Below are 19,850 nucleotides of genomic sequence, written 5' to 3'. Positions count from 1 at the left end.
CCATGACCGCAGCCACGACCCGCGAAGCCACCCTCGTCCACGACTTCTACCGGTTCGTCGACAGCGACGACGTGCCCGCGCTCGTCGCCATGTTCACCGAGGACACCACCTACCACCGCCCCGGCTACCCGCCGGTGGTCGGCCAGGACGGCATGTCGCACTTCTACACCCACCAGCGGGTGATCAAGGCGGGTGAGCACCGCGTCGAGTCCGTGGTGCTGGAGGGCGACCAGGTCGCCGTGCGCGGGTCGTTCGAGGGCGTGCTGCGCGACGGCACGCGGACCAGCCTGCGCTACGCCGACTTCTTCACCCTCGCCGCCGACGGCCGCTTCAGCAAGCGCGAGACGTTCTTCTTCGCCCCCCTCGTCTGATCCCGCCCACCTCCCCCGTTTGGAGCCCGCCATGACCTCCCTCCTGGACAAGTCGACCGCCGCCGCGTCCCCGAAGTCCCCCGGCCACGGCGCCGCGTTCACCCCCCACCTGTACAGCCTGCGGTACACCCCCGAACTGGGCTGGCACGACGGCGACCTGCTGCCGATGGAGAACCTGTCGCTGCACCCGGCGACCCTCGGCCTGCACTACGGGCAGGTCATCTTCGAGGGCATGAAGGCGTTCCGTCAGCAGGACGGGTCGGTCGCGGTGTTCCGGCCCTGGGAGAACGCGCGCCGCTTCAACCGGTCCGCCGCCCGGCTGGCCATGCCGGAACTGCCCGAGCACCTCTACGTGGACGGCGTGGACCGGCTCGTCGCCGCCGACCACGGCGAGCTGTCCGACCACCCCGACCACAGCCTCTACCTGCGCCCGCTGATGTTCGGCACGGACGCGAACCTGATGCTGCGGCCGTCGGAGGAGTACCTGTTCCTGGTGATGGCGTTCGTCGCGGGCGGCTTCTTCGGCGACGTGGTGCGCCCGGTGTCGGTGCTGGTGTCGCGCGACCAGGCCCGGGCCATGCCCGGCGGCACGGGCGACGTGAAGTGCGCGGCGAACTACGGGCCGTCGTTCGTGGCCCAGCGCAGGGCGCAGGAGGCGGGCTGCCAGCAGGTCGTGTGGCTCGACCAGGCGGAGCGCCGCTGGGTCGAGGAGATGGGTGGCATGAACCTGTTCTTCGTGCGCGGCTCCGGCCCCGGCGCGGAGGTGTTCACGACGCCGCTCACCGGGACGCTCCTGCCGGGCGTCACCCGCGACTCGCTGATGCGGATGGCCTCCCGCCTGGGCTACCGCGTGGCCGAGCAGCCGGTGTCGGTCGACCAGTGGCGGGCCGAGTGCGAGGCCGGTGGGATCACCGAGGTGTTCGCGTGCGGCACGGCGGCGGTCGTCACGCCCGTCGGGCAGGTGCGCGACGTGGACGGCGACTTCACCGTGGGCGACGGGGGGATGGGCCCGGTGACCGGCACGCTGCGCAGGGCGCTGGTGGACCTCCAGCACGGCCGGGTGCCGGACGTGGACGGCTGGCTGCACCGGGTGTGCTGACCGTCGGGCGACGCGGGTCGGGCCCCGTGCCCGACCCGCCCCCGCGGCCGCCGGGACCCGCACGACCCGCCGGTCACGGCGCGTTCGTCGGGGAGGTCCGCGACTCCGGCCCCGCGTCCCCGATCGACTCGGCGTGCGCCTTGACCGCGGCCAGGGTGTGCTTGATCGACTCGGCGTTGTAGCCGGGCCGGTCCTGGCGCCCGGTGACGCGGGGACCCAGGAACCGGCGGACGAACCTGTTGCCCACCCGGTACCAGTTCTCCGTCAGCACGCACCCGTGCCGGGTCGGCGTGATCACGTACGACCACCGCGACACCCGGACCAGCAACGGCGACCGCACGTCGAAGGTCAGCAGCCGTCCCGGCTCGCAGGCCACGATCCGGGCCGTGGTCGACCACCGCTTGGCGCCGTTGTGGTTGAAGCCGCGGAGCTCGACGCCGACCGCGGGCCCGGTGGCCCCGTGCAGCCACCGACCACCGAGGTTCTCCGGGCTGAACCGGCCCATCCGGGGCAGGTCGCTCACCAGCGCCCACACCACCCCCGGCTCCGCCGCCACGTCGATGCTGTGCGAGATCGTCGGTTCCACCGGACCGAATGTAGGAGGAATCGGCACCGGTGCCTACGTGCGATCGTGCGCAGCCCCGTCGTCGACACCGCCTTCCCGGTGGACCGCACCGCCGACGCCCACCGCGGCGTCGAGGCCGGCGGCGTGCGCGGCAGGCACGTCATCGACGTGCGGGCCTGAGCGCCATCGCTGACCGACACCGCGTGGAACTACTCATGCGCCCTCGCCGACGGCGCCGATAGCGTGACCGTCATGGTCGACTTGCAGCGGGTCGTGACGGCCGTGTGCGCGGGCTTGGTGCTCGCGTCGTGCGGTATGCTGGACGGCGTTCCCGCCGAGGGTGACGCGGAGACGGACCGGCAGTCCACGACCTTGGCCGACGCGATCGGCTACCCGCCGCAGTCGGACGCGGCCGGCTTCGCCCGTGCCGCACTGGGCACCCCGCTCGGCAAGTCCGACGACTTCAGCGTGGTGCAGGCCGAAGACCTGGCCCACGAAGACCCCGAAGACCCGAGGGCACGACTGGTCTGGCGGATCCACCGCGACGCGTCCGAGGCTGGCTGGCGGCGAACCCCGGAGTTCGATGCCTGCTACCGCGTCGACTTCAACCACTACGGCGCCGTTTCCGCGCCCGGCCGGGTCACCTGCCCGGCCGACGCCACCCCGATCACGCCGCCACCGCTGCCGAGGCGCGACATCCCGCAGGACTACACCCCGGCCCTGGAAGCCACCCTCGGCGCGCTGCCCGGGACACCCGGCGAAGCGGAGGTGCGCGCGGCCCTGGCCTCCGGTCTGCCCGCACCGCAGGTGGACCCGGAGACCGACCTCGCGGCCATCCCGCCGCAGGTCCTCGTCCACGTCGAGGGTTCCGACGTCGGCGTGGCGCTGTCCGCGTCCGACTACGGGAGCAAGGCTTGCGTGCTCGCTCGTCGGGCCGGCGGCGCCGTCCGGGTCTGGTCGCTCAACTGGCGCGACCTGGGTCCGCTGGAGAAGCCCTGCACCCCGGAAGCCGCGCTGGCGTCCCGCTGACGGCGGTCGACCGGCCGCCCGCGTCGTCGTGCGGCGCCGGGCACCCGCTCCGGGCGTGCCGGCGAATCCGCGCCCCCATCCACCGGTGCGTCCGCGACGACAGCGCCGACCAGGGCGGCGGTAGGACGGCACGACATGCGCGGACCACATCCGGCACCGGCCCGGAATGCATCGCCGGCGAATCCGTCACGGCAACTCCGCGCTTTCCCGACACCTCGCGGCCAGGGAAATCCGCGTCGTCCACCCGACGAAACGCGCCGCGGATGCTCTCCGGACCGACCTGCGCCCGTCGAAGCACCGGCCCAGCACCCGACGAGGAAAGATCCGGGCGCAACTCCGCGCAAGGTCACACGTCTCATTCCACCCCCCTTTTCGGGAAGTTCGGCTTCGCGAACAAAGGCGCAATGCTCGACCGTTCGGCCCTGTACAGGTTGCGGCGTTACTGTTGGATGATCGCATGTACAACGCTATTGTGATCGGTGGTCGGTGTGCGGGGGCGGCAGTCGGCACACACCTCGCCCGACAAGGCCTCCGGGTGTTGGTGGTGGACCGTTCGCGGTTTCCCAGCGATGTGCTGTCCACGCATTTCATCTGGCCGCACGGCGCTTCCTACCTGAACCGATTAGGGGTGTTGGACCAGGTGCGGGCCGTGACGCCCGCGCACACCCGGGTCACCGTGGTGAACAATGGGATCGCCTTGCGCGGCAGCGTTCCCGAGGAACTGCTGCGCAACCAGTTCCGGTTGCTGCACGACGACGACAGCGGGATCACGACGGAGTACTTCTCGGTCCGCCGGCACGTGCTCGACAAGATGCTGGTCGACAACGCCGTGCGGGCCGGTGTGGAGTTCCGCGAGGGGTACACCGTCAAGGAGCTCCTGCGGGACGAGGACGGAACCGTCGTCGGCATCAAGGGGCGGGACGGCACGGTCGAGCGCGCGCAGGTCGTGATCGGGGCCGACGGGCGCAACTCCTTCGTCGCGCGCGCCCTGGGGATCGCGAAGTCCGACGAGCGACCGCGGTGCACCTACGCCTACTGGAGCTACTTCGGCGGCATCCCCGACGGCGAGGCGCAGATCCACCGGCAGGGCAGGCTCGGGATGGCGATGGCCTCGACCAACCACGGGCAGACCATGGTGTTGACGTGGGGGCCGAGCGAGTGGGCCGCGGGGTTCCGGGCCGACGTCGAGGGCAACTTCCACCGCGCGCTCGGGCTGATCAGCGAGGAGGCGGCGGACACCGTGGCACGGGCGCGACGGGAGGAGCGCTTCTACGGGACGCTCGACCAGGCCGCCTTCCTGAGGCGGTTGCACGGGCCCGGCTGGCTGCTGGTGGGTGACGCCGAGTCGTTCAAGGACCAGTGCACGGCGCTCGGGATCACCCACGCCCTGCGCGACGCCGAGCTGGCCGCGGAAGCGGTCGGCCGGTGGCTCGGCGGCGAAACCGACCGGGACACCGCCATGGCCGGGTACGCCGCCAAGCGCCGCAGCCAGACCGCCGCGGCCTACTACGACTACGTGTGCACGCTCGCGGAGATGAAGCCGCTGCGGCACGACGAGTTGCAGCTGTTCGCGATCCTGCGCGGCAACCAGGCCGAGATCGACCGCTTCATCGCCACCCACGTCGACGTGGCGCCGGTCTCGGAGTTCTTCGACCCGTCCAACGTGTTCCTGCTCAACGACACGGCCAAGGAGTCCTCGCGCGACCACAGCGCGTTCGCCGACTTCGAGGCGACCTACCGCGAGCACCAGCGGAACCCGTTCCTGCGCGTGGGAGCGGAGGTGGCCCGATGACCGGCACCCCGGTACGGGAGCGCGAGGACGGCGAGGTCGTCGCCTCGCTCATCGCCGCGGCCGACGCCGCCGGCACCGACCCGGTCACCGCGGCCAAGGCGGTCGCCGCGGCCGCGCGCGAGGTGTCGGACATGCTGCGGAACTGGGCGGCCCACATCCCGTGGGAGGACCTGGAGGAACTGGACGCCCTCCCCGAGGACGAGGTGGTCCGCTTCTTCGGCGAGGACTACCCGGCGATCCGGGCCGACCTGGAACCGATGTGGGAACCGGCGACGACGTCCGCGCCCGCGATCGACCCCGACGAGGACTACGCGCTCGACAAGAACGCCTACGACTTCTTCCGCCCCGTCGGGACCAACCTGCTCGACCGGACCGAGGAGTTCCACGGCTGGGTGGAGGCGCGCAGGCGCACGGAGACCTGGCAGTACTCCCGGCTCCTGGAGGCGGCGCCCGGCGGGGTCGCGACCATCACCAACGACCTGAGCAAACCCGCCCGGGGCATCAACTTCAACTCCCAGGACTACCTGTCGTTCAACGCCCACCCGGAGGTCCGCGAGGCGGCGGTCAGGGCGATGCGCGACTTCGGCCCGCACAGCGCCGGGTCGCCGATGGTGCTGGGCAACACCCGCATCTCCGACGAGCTGGAGGCCGCTCTCGGGGCTCTGGTCGGCCTGGAGCACGTGACGCTGTTCTCGAACGGGTGGTCGGCGGGCTTCGGCGCCGTCACCGGCCTGGTCCGCCAGGAGGACCACGTCCTCATCGACCGGCTCGCCCACTCGTGCCTGCAGACGGGGGCGCGCGCGGCGACCAGGAACATCACCCGCTACACCCACCTCGACGTCGAGGCCGTGCGCGGCCACCTGGCCCGCATCCGCGCCACCGACACCCACAACGGCATCATGGTCATCACCGACGGCCTGTTCTCGGTGGACGCAGACTGGCCCGACGTCGCCGCCCTGCAGGAGGTCTGCCGCGCCCACGACGCGACCCTGCTGGTCGACGTGGCCCACGACCTCGGCTCGATGGGCCCCGGCGGCACCGGCGTCCTGGGCATGCAGGACATGCTGGGCGAGGTGGACCTGGTCATGGGCGCGTTCTCCAAGACCTTCGCCTCCAACGGCGGCTTCGTCGCGACGAAGTCGCCCGCGGTGAAGCAGTACATCAAGATGTTCGCCGCGTCCCACTTCTTCTCCAACGCCCTGTCCCCCATGCAGACCGCCGTGGTGCTCAAGGCCGCCCAGATCATCCGCACCGACGAGGGCGACGCCCTGCGCGGGCGGCTCTTCTCCGCCATCCACGCCCTGCGCGACGAGCTGACGACGCGCGGGTTGACCTGCATGGGCTCGCCGAGCCCGATCGTGCCGGTCCTGATCGGCAACGAGAAGCTCGCCCGCACGGTCAACCGCCTGCTGTTCGACCGCGGGGTGCTCGCGTTCATGGTCGAGTTCCCGGTCACCCCGACCGGCGCATCGCGCTTCCGGTTGCAGGTGCAGGCCGCGCACGAGCCGGAGCAGGCGAGGGAGGCCGCCCGCATCATCGACGGGGCCCTGCGCGACGCGCGCGAATACCTGTCCAGCGCGTTCGGCAACTCCTTCTAGCGGGACGGGGCGCTGCCGCCGGGAGCGCCCCGTCACCTCCTTCGTCCTCGTCGTCGCGGTGGGCCCGCCACCCGCCGGACGGGCGCACGGTGAGCACCTCGTGCAGCCGCCCGTGTGAAGCGCGCCACCTCCGCGGGCGACGAGCCCGTGGATCGTCCCGGCGGATGCTCAAATATGTCCGCAGGCGCCGGAGCCCTCGCTCTCCGCGAAGCGGCGCGCGTGCCACGGTGCGGATCACGCCCCGCCCCGGCCTCGGGTCGGTTCACGGCAGTCACGGCCGATGTCGGCCGGTCGGACGAGGACGCGGCGCCTCGCGGGCAGTGGGAGTCGCACGGAGGAGACGGAGCGCGGCATGCAACGACGGGCGCTGCTGGGGCGCGAGACGGAGCGCCTCGCACTGGCCGCCCTGGTCGAGCAGGCCGCCTCCGGGTCGGGCGGTGCGGTGGTCGTCCTCGGCGCCCCCGGGATCGGCAAGTCGGCGCTGGTCGCCGAGGCGGCGGCGCTGGCCGCTGACCGCGGGACGCGGGTGGTCACGGCGGTGGGGGTGGAGTCCGAGGAGGACGTGCCCTGCGCCGGCCTGCACCAGCTGGTCCACCAGCTGCGGGACGGGATCGACGACCTGCCCGGACCGCAACGTGCCGCGCTGCGCGCGGCCGTCGGCCTCGTCGACGAGGCCGTGCCCGACCTCTACCTCGTCGGCTTGGCCGCGCTGACCCTGCTGTCGGACGCGGCGGTGAAGGCGCCGCTGCTGGTGGTCGTGGAGGACGCCCACTGGATGGACCGGGCCAGCCTGGACGTGCTCGGGTTCGTCGCGCGTCGGATCGAGTCCGATCCCCTCGCCCTGGTCGCCGTCACCCGCGGCCTCGACGACCGGCTCGGAGGTGCCGGGCTGCCCGTGCTGCACCTGGACCCGCTGACGGACGAGGTGTCGGGTGAGCTGCTGGACGCGGTGGCGCCCGATCTGGGGCAGCAGGTCAGGCGGCGGCTGTTGGAGGAGGCGGCCGGGAACCCCCTGGCGTTGACCGAACTGCCGGTCGCGCTGCGGTCGGTCGGTGGGGCGTACGCGCTCACGCCGGGTCCGCTGCCGTTGACCGAACGGCTGGAGCGGACCTTCACGGCACGGGTGTCCCGTCTTCCGTCCGACACCCGGGCGGTCCTCCTCCTCGCGGCCCTCAACGGCGACGGGACGATGGACGAGTGCCTCGCCGCCGCTGCCCGGATGCTCGGGACGGCGGTCGACGTCGCCGCCCTCGGACCGGCGGTCGACGCGGGCCTGGTCGAGCCGTGGGGGATGGTCTTCCGGCACCCGCTCGTCCGCTCGGCGATGCACCACGCCGCGACCGCCGCGGAACGGCAGGCCGCGCACGCCGCTCTCGTCGCCGAGCTCGACGGGCAGCCCGACCGGCAGGCGTGGCACCGCGCCGCCGCCACCGCCGGTCCCGACGAGCACGCGGCGCGGGACCTGGACTCCACCGCCGGCAGGGCCCTGCGGCGGGGCGGTGTGGCCGCGGCCCTGGCCGCGTTGCGGCGGGCGGCGGAGCTGACCGCGGACCCGTCCGCCCGCGCTGACCGGCTGCTGCGCGCCGCCGAGCTGGCCCTGGAGTCGGGCCGGTGCGACGTCGCGGCGCACCTGCTGACCCGGGCGCGCTCGCTGGACCTCTCGGTCCGGGACCAGGGCCGTGCGGCCTGGGTCGGCATCGCCCTGGTCGAGGGGGCGCAGGGCGAGGGCACCGCGACCGCCGAGCTGGCCGAGCTGGCCGTCGGGGTCGCCGCCGGTGGCGAGCCCGTGCTGGGGCTGCGCATGCTGTGGGGCGCTGTCCTGCACTGCTTCTGGGGGGAGCCGGGACCGGCGAGCCGCCGGCGGGTCGCCGCCGCCGCCGACCGGATGCCCGTGGACGCGGACAACGCCGACCTGGTGGCCCTGCGGGCGCACTGCGCGCCGGTCGAGCGTGGACGGGCCGTCCTCGAGTCCCTGGCCGGTCAGCTGGAGCGTTCATCCGTGGACGCCGAGGGGGACCAGCTCCTGGGTAGTGCCGCAGTGATGATGGGTGCTCCTGCCCTGGCGAGCCGGCTGGCGGGGAGGTCGCTGGACCCCCTGCGGGCGCGGGGCCGTCTGTCGATGCTGGCCAGGGCGCTCTGTGTGCAGGCGGGCAGCGCCGCACGGCTGGGTGACGTGCGCGCTGCTCACCTCGCCGCCGAAGAGGCCGCCGGGCTGGCCCGCGAGACCGGTCAGCCCTTGGTGCACGCGATGGTGCACGCCATCCGTGCACAGCTCGCGGCCGTCGGCGGCGACCCGCGGGCGGAGGCGTGGGCGGCGGAGGCGGAGCGCACCGCCCTGCCCGGCGGTGCGCGCCCGGTGCTGGCCATCGTGCAGATGGCCCGCGGGCAGGCAGCCCTCTGCCAGGGGCGCTACGGCGACGCCTTCGGGCACCTGCACCGCGTCTTCGAGCCGGCCGACCCCGCTTTCCACCCCTGGCTGCGCTTCTACGGGGTCGCCGAACTGGTCGAGGCGGCCGTGCGCAGCGAGTCCGCCGAAGCGGCGCGGGAGGTACTGCGGGAGCTGACTCCACTGGAAGAGCTGGCCCCCTCACCCGCCCTGCTCTGCGGGCTGCGGCTCGGCCGCGCCCTGCTCAGCCCGCCGGACGCCGCCGAGCCGCTCTACCGGGCGGCCCTCGTCGCCGTTCCCGTCGACTGGCCGTTCGAGCGGGCGCGGGTGCACCTCGCCCTGGGCGCGTGGCTGCGGCGGCACCGACGGCCCGCCGAGTCCCGCGTCGTCCTGCAGGCCGCGCGCGAGGTCTTCGACGCGCTCGGCGCGGCGGCCTGGGCGGAGCGGGCGCGCCAGGAGCTGCGCGCCTCGGGCACGTCCTCCCCCCGCCAGGACCCGGCCGCCGTCGACCGGCTCACGTCGACCGAGCTGCACGTCGCCCGGCTCGCCGCGCAGGGCCTGACGAACCGGGAGATCGGCGAGCGGCTGTACGTCTCGCCCAGGACCGTGAGCACCCACCTCCAGCGGATGTTCCCCAAGCTGGGCGTGACATCCCGCGGCGAGCTCGCCGCGGTGCTGCGCGGCACGGTGACGTACGCCGAAGACGTAGTCCGACGGACGCGGCCGGTCCCGTCCGCTCCCTAGGTTCGTGCCATGCCCGGTCCGCGCACGGCGGACGGCAGGGAAGGCACACCATGGGAACCATCACCGTCGGCACCGAGGGCTCGACCGACGTCGAGCTGTACTACGAGGACCACGGCTCCGGTCAGCCGGTCGTCCTGATCCACGGCTACCCGCTGGACGGGCAGTCGTGGGAGAAGCAGACCGATGCGCTGGTCAAGGCCGGCTACCGCGTCATCACCTACGACCGCCGGGGCTTCGGCCGGTCGAGCAGGACCATGACGGGCTACGACTACGACACCTTCGCCGGCGACCTGGACACGGTCCTGACCCGGCTCGACCTGCGTGACGTCGTCCTCGTCGGCTTCTCGATGGGCTCGGGCGAGGTCGCCCGCTACCTGGGCACCTACGGCTCGGAGCGGGTGGCGAAGGCGGCCTTCCTCGGCGCGCTCCAGCCGTTCCTGCTCCAGGCGGAGGACAACCCCGCGGGCGTGCCGCAGTCGGTGTTCGACGGCATCGCCGAGCAGGCCGAGGCCGACCGCTACGCCTGGTACGAGAACTTCTTCGTCGACTTCTTCAACACCGACGAGACGCTCGGGTCCCGTCTCAGCGAGGCCGCGCTCCGGGCGAACTGGACCACCGCCATCGGCTCGGCGCCCGTGGCGGCGTACGCGTGCGTCCCTGCGTGGCTGACGGACTTCCGGGCCGACGTGGAGCGCATCGACGTGCCGTCGCTGATCCTGCACGGCACCGCCGACCGCATCCTGCCGATCGACGCCACCGCACGCGAGTTCCGCCGCCGCCTGCCCGACGCGCGCTACGTCGAGATCGACGGTGCCCCGCACGGCCTGCTGCTCACCCACGCGGCCGAGGTCAACGCCGCCCTGATCGCCTTCCTCGAAGACTGAGAACCGGACATGCACACGCTCACGCACCGCGTCACCGCACGCATCACCGCCCTGCTGGCCGTGCTCGTCGCCGTCGCCGGGCTCGGCACGGCGAACGCGGTGGCCGACCGCCCGACGGGCGGGCAGAAGCCCACGATCGTCCTCGTCCACGGCGCCTTCGCGGACGGAGCGAGCTGGAACCCCGTCATCGAGCGGCTGCAACGGCGCGGCTTCACCGCCGTCGCCGTGGCCAACCCGCTGCGCGGGGTCCGGTCCGACGCCGACGCCCTCGACGCGCGCCTCGCCGGCATCGACGGGCCCGTGGTGCTCGTCGGCCACTCCTACGGCGGCGCCGTCATCACCAACGTGAAGGCACGCTCCCCGAAGGTGAAGGCGCTGGTGTACGTCGCCGCCTTCGCCCCCGCCGAGGGGGAAGCCGCGGGACAGCTCGCCGCGAAGTACCCCGGCAGCACCCTGGGTGGGACGCTGGCGCCGGTCCCGCTGCCCGACGGCTCGACGGACCTCTACATCAAGCCCTCGCTCTTCCGGCAGCAGTTCGCGGCCGACGTCCCGGCGCGACAGGCCGCCCTCATGGCGAGCACCCAGCGCCCCATCCGGGACGCCGCCCTGGACGAGGCGTCCGGCACACCCGCCTGGACGAGCATCCCCTCGTGGTTCCTGCTGGCGGGCGCCGACAGGAACATCCCCCTGCAGGCGCAGGGGTTCATGGCCGACCGGGCCGGCTCACGCGCCACCGTGACCGTCGAGGGGGCCTCGCACGCCGTGGCCGTCTCGCGTCCGGACACGGTCGTCAAGCTGATCGTCCGCGCCGCCGACTGACCCACTCCCCCGGCCCCGCGACCTGTGGCTCGCGGGGCCGGGGGCCTGTCGTCCACCTGCGTGAACGCGGCCGTCGACGCGGGAGCGGTGTTCGAGGTGATCACCGCCCCGGAGGGCCGTCTGCACCTTCTCCCGCCGTCCTCCGCCCACCGGCGACGGGTTCGCGGCGTCGAGTCGACCCGAGCAGCAGCGCGCTGCCCAGCGCCGCGGCCACGGCGCTGGCGGCGAAGATGCCCACCTTGGCCTGGGTGGCCGGCGCGGGGTCGGCATAGGCGAGGTCGGTGATGAACAGGGAGACGGTGAACCCGATGCCGGCCAGCGCCGCCGCGCCCCAGACCAGCCGGGGCGACACTCCGGTGGGCAGCACACCGACGCGGAGTCGCAGTGCCAGCCACACCGCGCCGCCGATCCCCAGCACCTTGCCGACGAGCAGGCCGAGCACGACGGCCCACGCCAGGCGGCTGCCGACCGCCTCTCCCAGAGCTCCGCCCCGCAGGTCCACCCCCGCGTTGGCGAGGGCGAACAACGGCACCACCACGAACGCGGTGATCGGGTGGAGCCCGTGCTGGAGGCGGTCCAGGACCGCCCGCCCGCGCACCGGCCGAGCCGGGGTCATCAACCCCAGCAGGACACCGGCGATCGTGGCGTGCACACCCGAGTGCAGCGTCGCGTACCAGACGAACAGCCCCACCGGGACGTAGGCCACGACCGAGTCGACACCCACCCGGCGCATCACCGCGACCGCGGCCACGCCGCCCGCTGCCGCGAGCAGCCACCCGAAGTCCAGCGCCTCGGTGTAGGCCACGGCGATGATCCCCACCGCGATGATGTCGTCGACGATCGCCACCGACAACAGGAAGAGCTTCACCCCGGCCGGGACCCGCGATCCCAGCAGCGCCAACACGCCCATGGCGAACGCGATGTCGGTGGCCAGCGGGACACCCCACCCCCGCGCCTCCGGCCCGCCGCCGACGACCAGCAGGAACAGCAGCGCGGGGAGGACGACCCCGCCCAGGGCGGCCAACGCCGGCAGCGCCGCCGCGCGTCGGTCCCGCAGCTCGCCCACCACCAGCTCGCGCTTGATCTCCAGGCCGACGACGAAGAAGAACAACACCATCAACCCGTCGTTGACCCAGTGCCGCAGGTCTTCGGTCACCGGGCCCAGGGTCAGCGAGGAGCGCCACAGGCCCTCGTAGTCGGCCGCCGCGGGGCTGTTGGCCCACACCAGTGCGGCCACCGCGGCCAGCAGCAGCACGACGCCGCCGGCGGCCTCGTCGTGGGCGAACCGCCGCAGCGGGCCCACCACGCGCCGCACCGCACCGGGACCGGCTTCACGGGCCTTCGTCACACATTCCCCCTCGGGGTCCTCGGGTCTTCCACGGGAGGTCGGGCACAGCCGCCGGGTTCACGGTGCTGTGGTGCTCACCGAGGCGATCGCCTCGGTGAGCGAGGGTCGGACGTCGAACAGCGCTCCCACCCCGGCCGCACGGAGGGACCGGAGCACGCCGCGGTGGGTGGCCACCAGCAGCAGGGGCACCTGTCGCGCATCGCACCGCCGCCGGGTCGCGACCAACAGGTTCACCCCCGCGGCGGAGAAGAACCGCAGCCCCGTCAGGTCGACCACCAGTGGTCGCGGGCGGCGGGCGGCGGCGCGGCCCGTGCGCAGTGCCGCGGCCAGGACCGGTGCGGAACAGCCGTCGACCTCACCGGTGGCGCGTACCACGACCGGGCGGCCGGCCACGTCGACGACGTCGGCGCCGAGGGTCGACACCTCACGGCCGGCTGTCGAGCGGTCGTCGAGGAGGTCGTACGTGGCGTCGAGGCGCATGGGCATGGTCGCCGGCTCCGATCGTCATCGCCGGCCTTCGGTTGCCGGGGTGGGACGGCGGGTGGTGGTCCTGTCTTCGATCGGCGCGAGCTTCCCGGTGTCGTGCCGGCGGGCCGATCGGTGCGGGATGTGCTTTCCCACCAACCACGATAGGTGTCGCCGGGGCATGCGCGGAGGTCTCCGGCAGGCAGATCCGGACGATGTCCGATTGCCGGAACCCGGCAACCGGGCATTCTTCGACCGAGTCGTCGCCCGGCCGGTGCCGCGGTGACGTGGCGGCTGTGACGGTGGCCGCCGCCCGGGGACCGCCGCTCGCCCGGCGCAGACGAGCGCACCGGAGCACGCCTTGGTGGGCAGTGCTCCGGTGCGGTGATCGGCCCTGGTGGGACCGCCCCTTCCGGGGATCTGGTCAGGCGGGCGTGGTCACCCGGCCGGGCGCCTCAGCCGCCGCGACCGCCTCGACCGCGGCCTCGGCGGCCCGATTGGCGTCGTCGGTGGCCTTGGAGGCGACCTCGTCGGCGGCGGGCCGACTGGTGGCCGCGACCTTCGGCAGGACCTCGGTGAACGCGCGCGACACCCCCTGCAGGGCGGAGGTGACCTCACTGGGGATGACCCACATCGTGTTGCCGGGGCCCTGCGCCAACTGCGGCAGCATCTGCAGGTACTGGTAGGCGAGCAGCTTCGGGTCGGGGTCGTTGCGGTGCACCGCCTGGAACACCTGGTCGATCGCACGCGACTGGCCCTCGGCCTTGAGGATCTCGGCCGTCCGCTGCCCTTCGGCGCGCAGGATGGCGGCCTGCTTGTCGCCTTCGGCGGTGAGGATCTGCGACTGCCGCTGACCTTCGGCGGTGAGGATCGCGGCGCGCTTGTCCCGCTCGGCGCGCATCTGCTTCTCCATCGCGTCCTTGATGGTGCGCGGCGGGTCGATGGCCTTGATCTCCACCCGGTTGACCCGCAGCCCCCAGCGCCCGGTGGCGTCGTCGAGCACACCGCGCAACTGGCTGTTGATCGTGTCCCGGGAGGTCAGCGTGCGCTCCAGGTCCATCGAGCCCACCACGTTGCGCAACGTCGTGACGGTCAACTGCTCGACCGCCTGCAGGTAGCTGGCGATCTCGTAGAACGCCGCCCGCGGGTCGGTCACCTGGAAGTACAGCACCGTGTCGATCTCGACGACGAGGTTGTCCTCGGTGATGACCGGCTGCGGCTGGAAGGAGATCACCTGTTCGCGCAGGTCGATCGCCGGGTGCACCCGGTCGATGAACGGGATCACCAGGCTCAGCCCGGGTTGCAGCGTGCGCTGGAACCGCCCCAGGCGCTCCACGTTGCGCGCCCGGGCCTGCGGCACGATGCGCACCGCCTTGAGCAGGACGGCTACCGCGAACAGGACGATGACCACGCCCGCGATCAACGAGACTGAGGGTTCCACGAGTCACTCCCCGGGTAGACGAACGCGGTGCTGCCGCTGATCCGCATGACGTCGACAGTGGTTCCCTCGGGGATCACGAGGCTGTCGTCGAACGGTCGGGCGGTCCACTCCTCGCCGCCGATGCGCACCAGCCCACCGTTCCGGGTGACCTCGCGCAGCACGTGAGCGGACTCGCCCACCAGGGCGTCGATCCCGAAGCGCACCGACTGCGGCTTGCCCAGGTGCTCACGGGCCATCGGGCGGAGCAGCGCCAGGCCCAGGACGGAAGCGAAGGCGAACACCGCGAACTGCAGCGGAGCGGGCAACCCGAGCGCGGCGGTGCCGGCGGTGATCAGGGCGGCACCACCGACGACGCCCAGCGCCGCCGTGAGGGTGAAGACCTCCACCACGCCGAGCACCAGCCCCAGCAGCAACCACACCAGCCAACCATCCACGACGGACTCCTCACGACCGGTACGAGCGTCGACTTCACCCTCTCGGCCTGTGTCCAATGCTCGTCCGCCCGTGCCCGCAGGGCAAGGTGGCTCCCCGGCCGTCCCGGACGCCTGTTCGTCGCCGGGTGTCGGCAACGAACGGCCTCACCGTTCCCGGGCGGTCGCCAACCAGTCGAGCGGCTTCGCCCCCGGGACCACGCCGTTCAGCGGTGGCCTCCTGGGGTTCCACCGTCAGGGTCCGCCGACAACCGGCAACCGGAAGGGTCGACCGGCGGTGGCTTCGGCGGGCTCGTGACCGGCCTCCGGGGCGACCTGCTCGTGTCCGTCCTCGTCGTGGTGGGCGCTCACGAGCAAGGCGATCAGCAGCCACCCCATGCCCGTGATCACCAGCACTCGGCTCGACCAGAGGGCTGCGAGGACCAGGTTCGCCGCCGCGGAGGTCGAGTGGACGGCCACGAGGACGCGGGCGGTGTGTCTCACGAAGGGCTCCCTGCGGACGACGTCGGGTTCGTCGCCGACCAGGCTTCCCGGCACACCACGGCGCCACCGGTGGGTGACGTCGCCGGGGGCTGTATCGACGCGGGCAACGGGTTCGTTACCCGTGACACCGCCGCGTGATCGGGGAGATGTCCGGTTCCGCCACCTCACCGGGGGGGCGGTCCGGCTGGGCCGTCGCCGAACAGCTCTTCCCCGGACGGGTGCACGACCACACGTGCGCGATCCCGCTCGTCGGGAAGTCGCACCCGGAATCGGCCGAGGTGCGGTCGGGCGAGTTCGCGACACCGCGGTGTGCGTGGTGCCGTCGAACGTCGAGGACCAGCGGGCGACGCTCGCCCACGTCGATCGCGTCGCCGGGGTCGAACGGTTCGTCCGATCGGTCCCGACGCCACGCGCCGGGCCGTGCGCCGGTCCGCCCGCGGCGAACCCCTGCCGTTGGAGCAGCCGCACCTGGAACGTCCCGACGACGAGGTGTTCCCGCTGTTCGAGCACCTGCGGGAGGCGCGGTCGTGGCTGTTCGCGATCGGCCGCCCCTCGCGCCCGGCGCCGCCCGCCGCCGCGGTGGTCCGCGGCTACCCGCCGGGTCGGTCGACGGGCCGCTGCCGCCGGCGGACGGGCGTCCGGTGGTGGAGCTGCCCCCCGGACGAGCCGGCGGACCCGCTCGCCGGTGCGGAACTGCTGGACGAGGGCGACGGGCGGTACGTCACGGTCGGCGGCGACCGGTTCCGACCGCACCGCGTCGCACCGGACCGCGCGCTGCTGGTCGGCTGCGACGTCGAGGACACCGGGACGTTCTTCGTCGCCGCGGTGACCTGGTTCGGCAAGGAAGACGAGACCGACCTGCTCGCCGCGGTCCCCGGGTGGTGGGCCGACCTCCTGCGCACGCGGCATCCCGGCGCGTTCTCCACCGGCCCGGGGTTCCCCGGTCACCACCGTGTGCGGGTGGGCGGGCCGACAGTGGACCAAGGCCGTCGGCGCGCCCGCCCCCGTGCTTCCGCACCACTTCCGCGAACCGCAGCGGCGTCGTCGGGAGGTCGCCGGTCGGCTCACCGGTGGGGCGCCCGGCGACCTCCCGGCTCAGGTGTACCAGGTGGGCTCGGGGAGTTCGCCGAGCAGGGCGTAGCGGCCCACCTCGGCGCGCTTGTGGGCGACGGGGTCGTGCAGGCTGTGGGTGCGGATGTTGCGCCAGAAGATGTCCAGGCCGACGGTGTTGGCGGTGGCCCGGGCCCCGGTGACGTCGAAGACGCGGGTGCCGATCTCCAGGCCGGTGTCGATGGCGCGCTGCTTGGCCGCGGCGACGACGACGGCGGCTTCGCCGCGTTCGCGTCCGGTGACGGTGTCGGGGTGGGTGTTGATCGCCTCGATCACCCCGGCGGCGCGGTCGGCCAGCGCCTCGGCGGCCCACAGCTTGGCCTGGAGGTCGCCGTAGGTGTCGAGGACGTGGAACTCCTCGACCGCGGTGCCCTTCACGTCGTGGGCGAAGGGCCACGGGCGGGTGCGGTCGCGGGTGTAGGCGGCGGCCGTGGTCAGGGCGCCGCGCGCGATGCCGAGGTAGAAGTTGGTGAACACCAGTTGGATCAGCGGCACGTTGAGGGTGTTGTAGACGCGTGGCCGGAACCGCTTGTCCACGTATCCGGCCGCGTCGGACCACGGGACGCGCACGCCCCGGATCTCGACGCTGCCGCTCTCGGTGAGCCGCTGGCCGAGGTTGTCCCAGTCGTCGTTGAACACGATGGCGTCCTGGTGGGAGGGCACGATGGCGAAGACGTGCTCGTCGGTGCCTTCCAGCACGCCTTCCAGCACGGTGACGTCGGAGACCTTGCCGCCCGTGGAGAAGGACTTGCGCCCGGTGAAGACGATCTCGTCGCCCTCGTCGACGATGGTCAGGTCGCTGTCGCGCGGGTTGACCGCGCCGCCGAAGAACCACCGCTCCCGGGTGGCCCGCTCCTCCACCGCGGCGACCTGCTCGGGGGTGGCGACCAACCGCGCCGCCCAGAACCACAGGTAGTGGTAACCCAGCAGCTGGCCGATCGAGCCGTCGCCGACGGCGACCTCGCGGATCACCCGGTAGGCGGTGCTCCAGTCCAGGCCCGCGCCTCCGTGCTCGACCGGTCCGAGGAGGGTGACCAGGCCCGAGTCCTTGAGCAGCGAGACCTCCGCGTGCGGGGTGGCCCCGGCCCGGTCCCGGGCCACCGCGTCGACCGCCAGCAGCGCGGCGACCTCACGGGCGCGATCCACCCACTGCTCGGCGGTGCTCGGGGAGGTGGACCAGGTGTGCGGCGCAGAGGCGGTCACAGGCAGGCTCCGATCACGCGGACGAGGCTTCGACTCGTCCTTCGTACCCAGGACGCGCACGGGAGCGACAGGGCCCAACCGGTGAAAGAACTTATTCCCACCCGCGCGAAATCCGACACCCGCGACTCCGCGGTCCTGCGGCGCACGACGCCCACGCACGGTGTTCCACCGCAAGTCGTTCGGTCGATTGAGCGCGGGCGACCGGATCGCGACACTCGACTCGCCCCGGAACTCCCCCGAAGAACGGAAACGTCCATGCGCCCGCGTTCGCTGATCACCGCCCTGGTGGGCGGACTGCTCGGAGCGGCCCTCCTGTCACCCGTGCCCGCTTCGGCGTCCGCGGTGGACGTCAACTGCGCCCTGGGCACCCAGGTCGGCACCTACTCCCCCGGCATGACGCTGCTGCCGAGGCACATCGACTTCCACGCCACCGGAACGCTGGGCGGCTGCGTGTCCCCCAGCCACCCCGGGATCACCGGCGCGACCTTCACGTCCCTGGTCAGCGGCACGTTCAGCTGCCTGGCGGGTTCCACCACCAACACCTCCACCTACCACTGGAACACCGGGCACAGCAGCACCGTCCAAGGCGGCTTCGAGGTCAACCTCAAGCCCGGTGGCACCACCGTGCTCGTCCTGACCGGCACCGTGGTCGACGGACTGTTCCGGGGAGCGACCGTCGTGCAGACCAAGGTCCTGCCCGCCACCGACCTCACCGCCTGCCTCACCCCGCAGGGACTGACCAGCGTCAGCGGCACCGTCACCTTCACCGCCCTGCTCTGAACCGGCGGACGACACGGGCGTCGGAGTCCGGGGTCTGCCCTCACCGCAACCACTCTGGAGGACCGAGCGGTGCACAGCATTCGAGGTTCGCTGATCGCGGTCGCGCTGATCGCGTCGTCCCTGCTGTTCTCGCCGTCCCCCTCCCAGGCCGCGCCGGGGGACCTCACCTGCACCGAGAACGAGTCGGTGTCCTACTCCCCCGGCCTGCTGACCACGCGCCGGTCGGTGGACGTGAGCGTGGACAACGTCCTCTCGTGCACGTCCCTCACCGACCCGGCCGTGACGGGAGGGCGTGTGCGGGCGGTCGTCCGCGGCCTCGACCGCTCCTGCACGGACCTGGCCGCGTCGGGCAGCGGCTCGTACACCATCACCTGGAACACCGGTGAGACCAGCACGATCGGCTACACCCGGTCCGCGAACTACGTCCTCGGCACGCTGGTCATCGTGGAGAGCGGGACGGTGACGGCGGGCAAGTTCACCGGCGACTCCGTCACGCACGTCGTCGAGCTGCTCAACCTGAACCTCCTGGCCTGCCTCTCGGAACCCGGTCTCACCGCGGCCTCGGGCATCGGCACCTACCTCTTCGCCTGACCCTCCCGTCCGCGCCGGCTCCAGGCGAGCGCCAGTCGTGCCTCGGCCCGTTCGGCGACAGCGAGCAGGTACGGTCCGCGCAGGTGGTGCGCGCGGGCGTTGGGCGAGTCCGGGCCGTGGCGGTCCAGCACGTCGGCGAACCGGTCCTGGACGGACACGCGACGACCGCGGTTGTCGACCGCCTGGTCCGCGTGCGCCAAGGCGTCCGCGACAGGCCCCCGTCCCACGGGGGTAGGCGTCGAGCGCGGCGGCGAGCCCCAGGCCGCCGGCCGCGAAGCGGGCACCCGAGTGGTGCGCGACCAGCGCGCCGATCCGGCGGGGCCAGCCGAGTCGGTCCAGGTGCCGGGCGCCGTCGAGCGGGTGGAAGCCGGTGTCGACCACCGGTTCGGCGTAGCCGATGTCGTGCAGCCAGGCAGCGGCCACGAGCAGGTCCCGGTCGGCCTCGCCGACCGTCGCGGACAGTTCGGCGGCGCGGGCGGCCACGGCGGTCGTGTGCCGCCACCGGTCCCCCGTCGAGCCGAGCAGCTGTTCCGCCAACAGGGCGCGGTGGACGGCCTCGGCGTAGGTGGCCGAGGCGTCCCGGCACACGACTTCGACACCGGGATGTCCGCGCGACCAGGGTTCCTGGGTGGCGGCGTCGCGGCCGGGCAGGACCGCGGCACGTCGGCCTGTCCCGGCGTCGATGACGGTCGTGGCGTAGCGGTGGCGGCG

Annotated in this window: 18 protein-coding genes and 2 pseudogenes; 10 read left to right on the top strand and 10 right to left on the bottom strand. The window is 73.0% G+C overall.

What is annotated here, in order from left to right:
* The first annotated feature begins 2 nt into the window (after positions 1–2).
* A complete protein-coding gene (locus tag CKY47_RS36015) occupies positions 3–371 on the top strand; it encodes a nuclear transport factor 2 family protein (RefSeq protein ID WP_306750867.1) in 369 nt (122 codons plus the stop codon).
* A gap of 31 nt (positions 372–402) precedes the next feature.
* Complete coding sequence (locus CKY47_RS36010; protein ID WP_306750866.1) at positions 403–1,470, top strand: branched-chain amino acid aminotransferase; 1,068 nt, start codon at positions 403–405, stop codon at positions 1,468–1,470.
* Between the two features lie 73 nt (positions 1,471–1,543).
* Here CKY47_RS36010 and CKY47_RS36005 read toward each other — a convergent pair whose 3' ends face one another.
* Complete coding sequence (locus CKY47_RS36005; protein WP_306750865.1) at positions 1,544–2,056, bottom strand: SRPBCC family protein; 513 nt, start codon at positions 2,054–2,056, stop codon at positions 1,544–1,546.
* Positions 2,057–2,287: 231 nt separating this feature from the next.
* Between CKY47_RS36005 and CKY47_RS36000 the strand changes: the two genes are divergently transcribed.
* The 6 genes from CKY47_RS36000 (at position 2,288) to CKY47_RS35975 (ending at position 11,287) form a co-directional block, all read left to right on the top strand.
* The gene (locus CKY47_RS36000; RefSeq protein ID WP_306750864.1) at positions 2,288–3,064 is read left to right on the top strand and encodes a hypothetical protein; all 777 of its coding nucleotides are present in this window, start codon (positions 2,288–2,290) and stop codon (positions 3,062–3,064) included.
* 457 nt (positions 3,065–3,521) lie between these two features.
* Positions 3,522–4,856 carry an NAD(P)/FAD-dependent oxidoreductase gene (locus tag CKY47_RS35995; RefSeq protein WP_306750863.1) on the top strand — a complete coding sequence of 445 codons (1,335 nt, stop codon included), beginning with the start codon at positions 3,522–3,524 and terminating at the stop codon, positions 4,854–4,856.
* Entirely contained in the window at positions 4,853–6,454 is a 1,602-nt protein-coding gene (locus tag CKY47_RS35990) for an aminotransferase class I/II-fold pyridoxal phosphate-dependent enzyme (protein WP_306750862.1), read from the top strand. The genes CKY47_RS35995 and CKY47_RS35990 overlap by 4 nt, the downstream gene beginning before the upstream one ends.
* A 352-nt stretch (positions 6,455–6,806) precedes the next feature.
* Positions 6,807–9,584 carry an ATP-binding protein gene (locus CKY47_RS35985; protein WP_306750861.1) on the top strand — a complete coding sequence of 926 codons (2,778 nt, stop codon included), beginning with the start codon at positions 6,807–6,809 and terminating at the stop codon, positions 9,582–9,584.
* Between the two features lie 50 nt (positions 9,585–9,634).
* On the top strand, positions 9,635–10,468 hold the full coding sequence (locus CKY47_RS35980; protein WP_306750860.1) for an alpha/beta fold hydrolase: 834 nt from the start codon (positions 9,635–9,637) through the stop codon (positions 10,466–10,468).
* A 9-nt stretch (positions 10,469–10,477) separates the two neighbouring features.
* A complete protein-coding gene (locus tag CKY47_RS35975; protein ID WP_306750859.1) occupies positions 10,478–11,287 on the top strand; it encodes an alpha/beta fold hydrolase in 810 nt (269 codons plus the stop codon).
* Between the two features lie 100 nt (positions 11,288–11,387).
* Here the strand turns inward: CKY47_RS35975 and nhaA are convergent, their stop codons facing one another.
* From nhaA to CKY47_RS35945, 6 genes are all read right to left on the bottom strand, one after another.
* The gene (nhaA, locus tag CKY47_RS35970; protein ID WP_306750858.1) at positions 11,388–12,635 is read right to left on the bottom strand and encodes a Na+/H+ antiporter NhaA; all 1,248 of its coding nucleotides are present in this window, start codon (positions 12,633–12,635) and stop codon (positions 11,388–11,390) included.
* Positions 12,636–12,692: 57 nt separating this feature from the next.
* Positions 12,693–13,115 (bottom strand): anti-sigma factor antagonist, encoded by a 423-nt coding sequence (locus CKY47_RS35965; RefSeq protein ID WP_306750857.1) that lies wholly within the window; start codon positions 13,113–13,115, stop codon positions 12,693–12,695.
* Between the two features lie 409 nt (positions 13,116–13,524).
* A complete protein-coding gene (locus tag CKY47_RS35960; RefSeq protein ID WP_306750856.1) occupies positions 13,525–14,541 on the bottom strand; it encodes an SPFH domain-containing protein in 1,017 nt (338 codons plus the stop codon).
* A complete protein-coding gene (locus CKY47_RS35955; RefSeq protein ID WP_306750855.1) occupies positions 14,520–14,975 on the bottom strand; it encodes an NfeD family protein in 456 nt (151 codons plus the stop codon). The genes CKY47_RS35960 and CKY47_RS35955 overlap by 22 nt, the downstream gene beginning before the upstream one ends.
* Positions 14,976–15,206: 231 nt before the next feature.
* Positions 15,207–15,455 (bottom strand): hypothetical protein, encoded by a 249-nt coding sequence (locus CKY47_RS35950; RefSeq protein ID WP_306750854.1) that lies wholly within the window; start codon positions 15,453–15,455, stop codon positions 15,207–15,209.
* A 1,095-nt stretch (positions 15,456–16,550) separates the two neighbouring features.
* A complete protein-coding gene (locus CKY47_RS35945; protein ID WP_306750853.1) occupies positions 16,551–17,768 on the bottom strand; it encodes an acyl-CoA dehydrogenase family protein in 1,218 nt (405 codons plus the stop codon).
* A 255-nt stretch (positions 17,769–18,023) separates the two neighbouring features.
* Here CKY47_RS35945 and CKY47_RS35940 point away from each other — a divergent pair, with 255 nt between their 5' ends.
* Both CKY47_RS35940 and CKY47_RS35935 read left to right on the top strand, forming a co-directional pair.
* Entirely contained in the window at positions 18,024–18,548 is a 525-nt protein-coding gene (locus CKY47_RS35940; RefSeq protein ID WP_306750852.1) for a hypothetical protein, read from the top strand.
* A 69-nt stretch (positions 18,549–18,617) separates the two neighbouring features.
* On the top strand, positions 18,618–19,139 hold the full coding sequence (locus CKY47_RS35935) for a hypothetical protein (RefSeq protein ID WP_306750851.1): 522 nt from the start codon (positions 18,618–18,620) through the stop codon (positions 19,137–19,139).
* Here CKY47_RS35935 and CKY47_RS35930 read toward each other — a convergent pair.
* The 3 genes and pseudogenes from CKY47_RS35930 to CKY47_RS35920 form a co-directional block, all read right to left on the bottom strand.
* A complete protein-coding gene (locus tag CKY47_RS35930; RefSeq protein WP_306750850.1) occupies positions 19,124–19,297 on the bottom strand; it encodes a hypothetical protein in 174 nt (57 codons plus the stop codon). The genes CKY47_RS35935 and CKY47_RS35930 overlap by 16 nt on opposite strands.
* Before the next feature lie 175 nt (positions 19,298–19,472).
* Positions 19,473–19,622, bottom strand: a pseudogene (locus CKY47_RS35925) (HD domain-containing protein); the annotation flags it as partial.
* 54 nt (positions 19,623–19,676) lie between these two features.
* Positions 19,677–19,850 (bottom strand): annotated as a pseudogene (locus tag CKY47_RS35920) (transposase); the annotation flags it as partial.

This window comes from Saccharothrix longispora (assembly GCF_030852425.1).
Classification (GTDB): domain Bacteria; phylum Actinomycetota; class Actinomycetes; order Mycobacteriales; family Pseudonocardiaceae; genus Actinosynnema; species Actinosynnema longispora.
The sequence above is the reverse complement of the archived record's forward strand: the minus strand, read 5'-3'. Positions and strand labels throughout refer to the sequence as shown.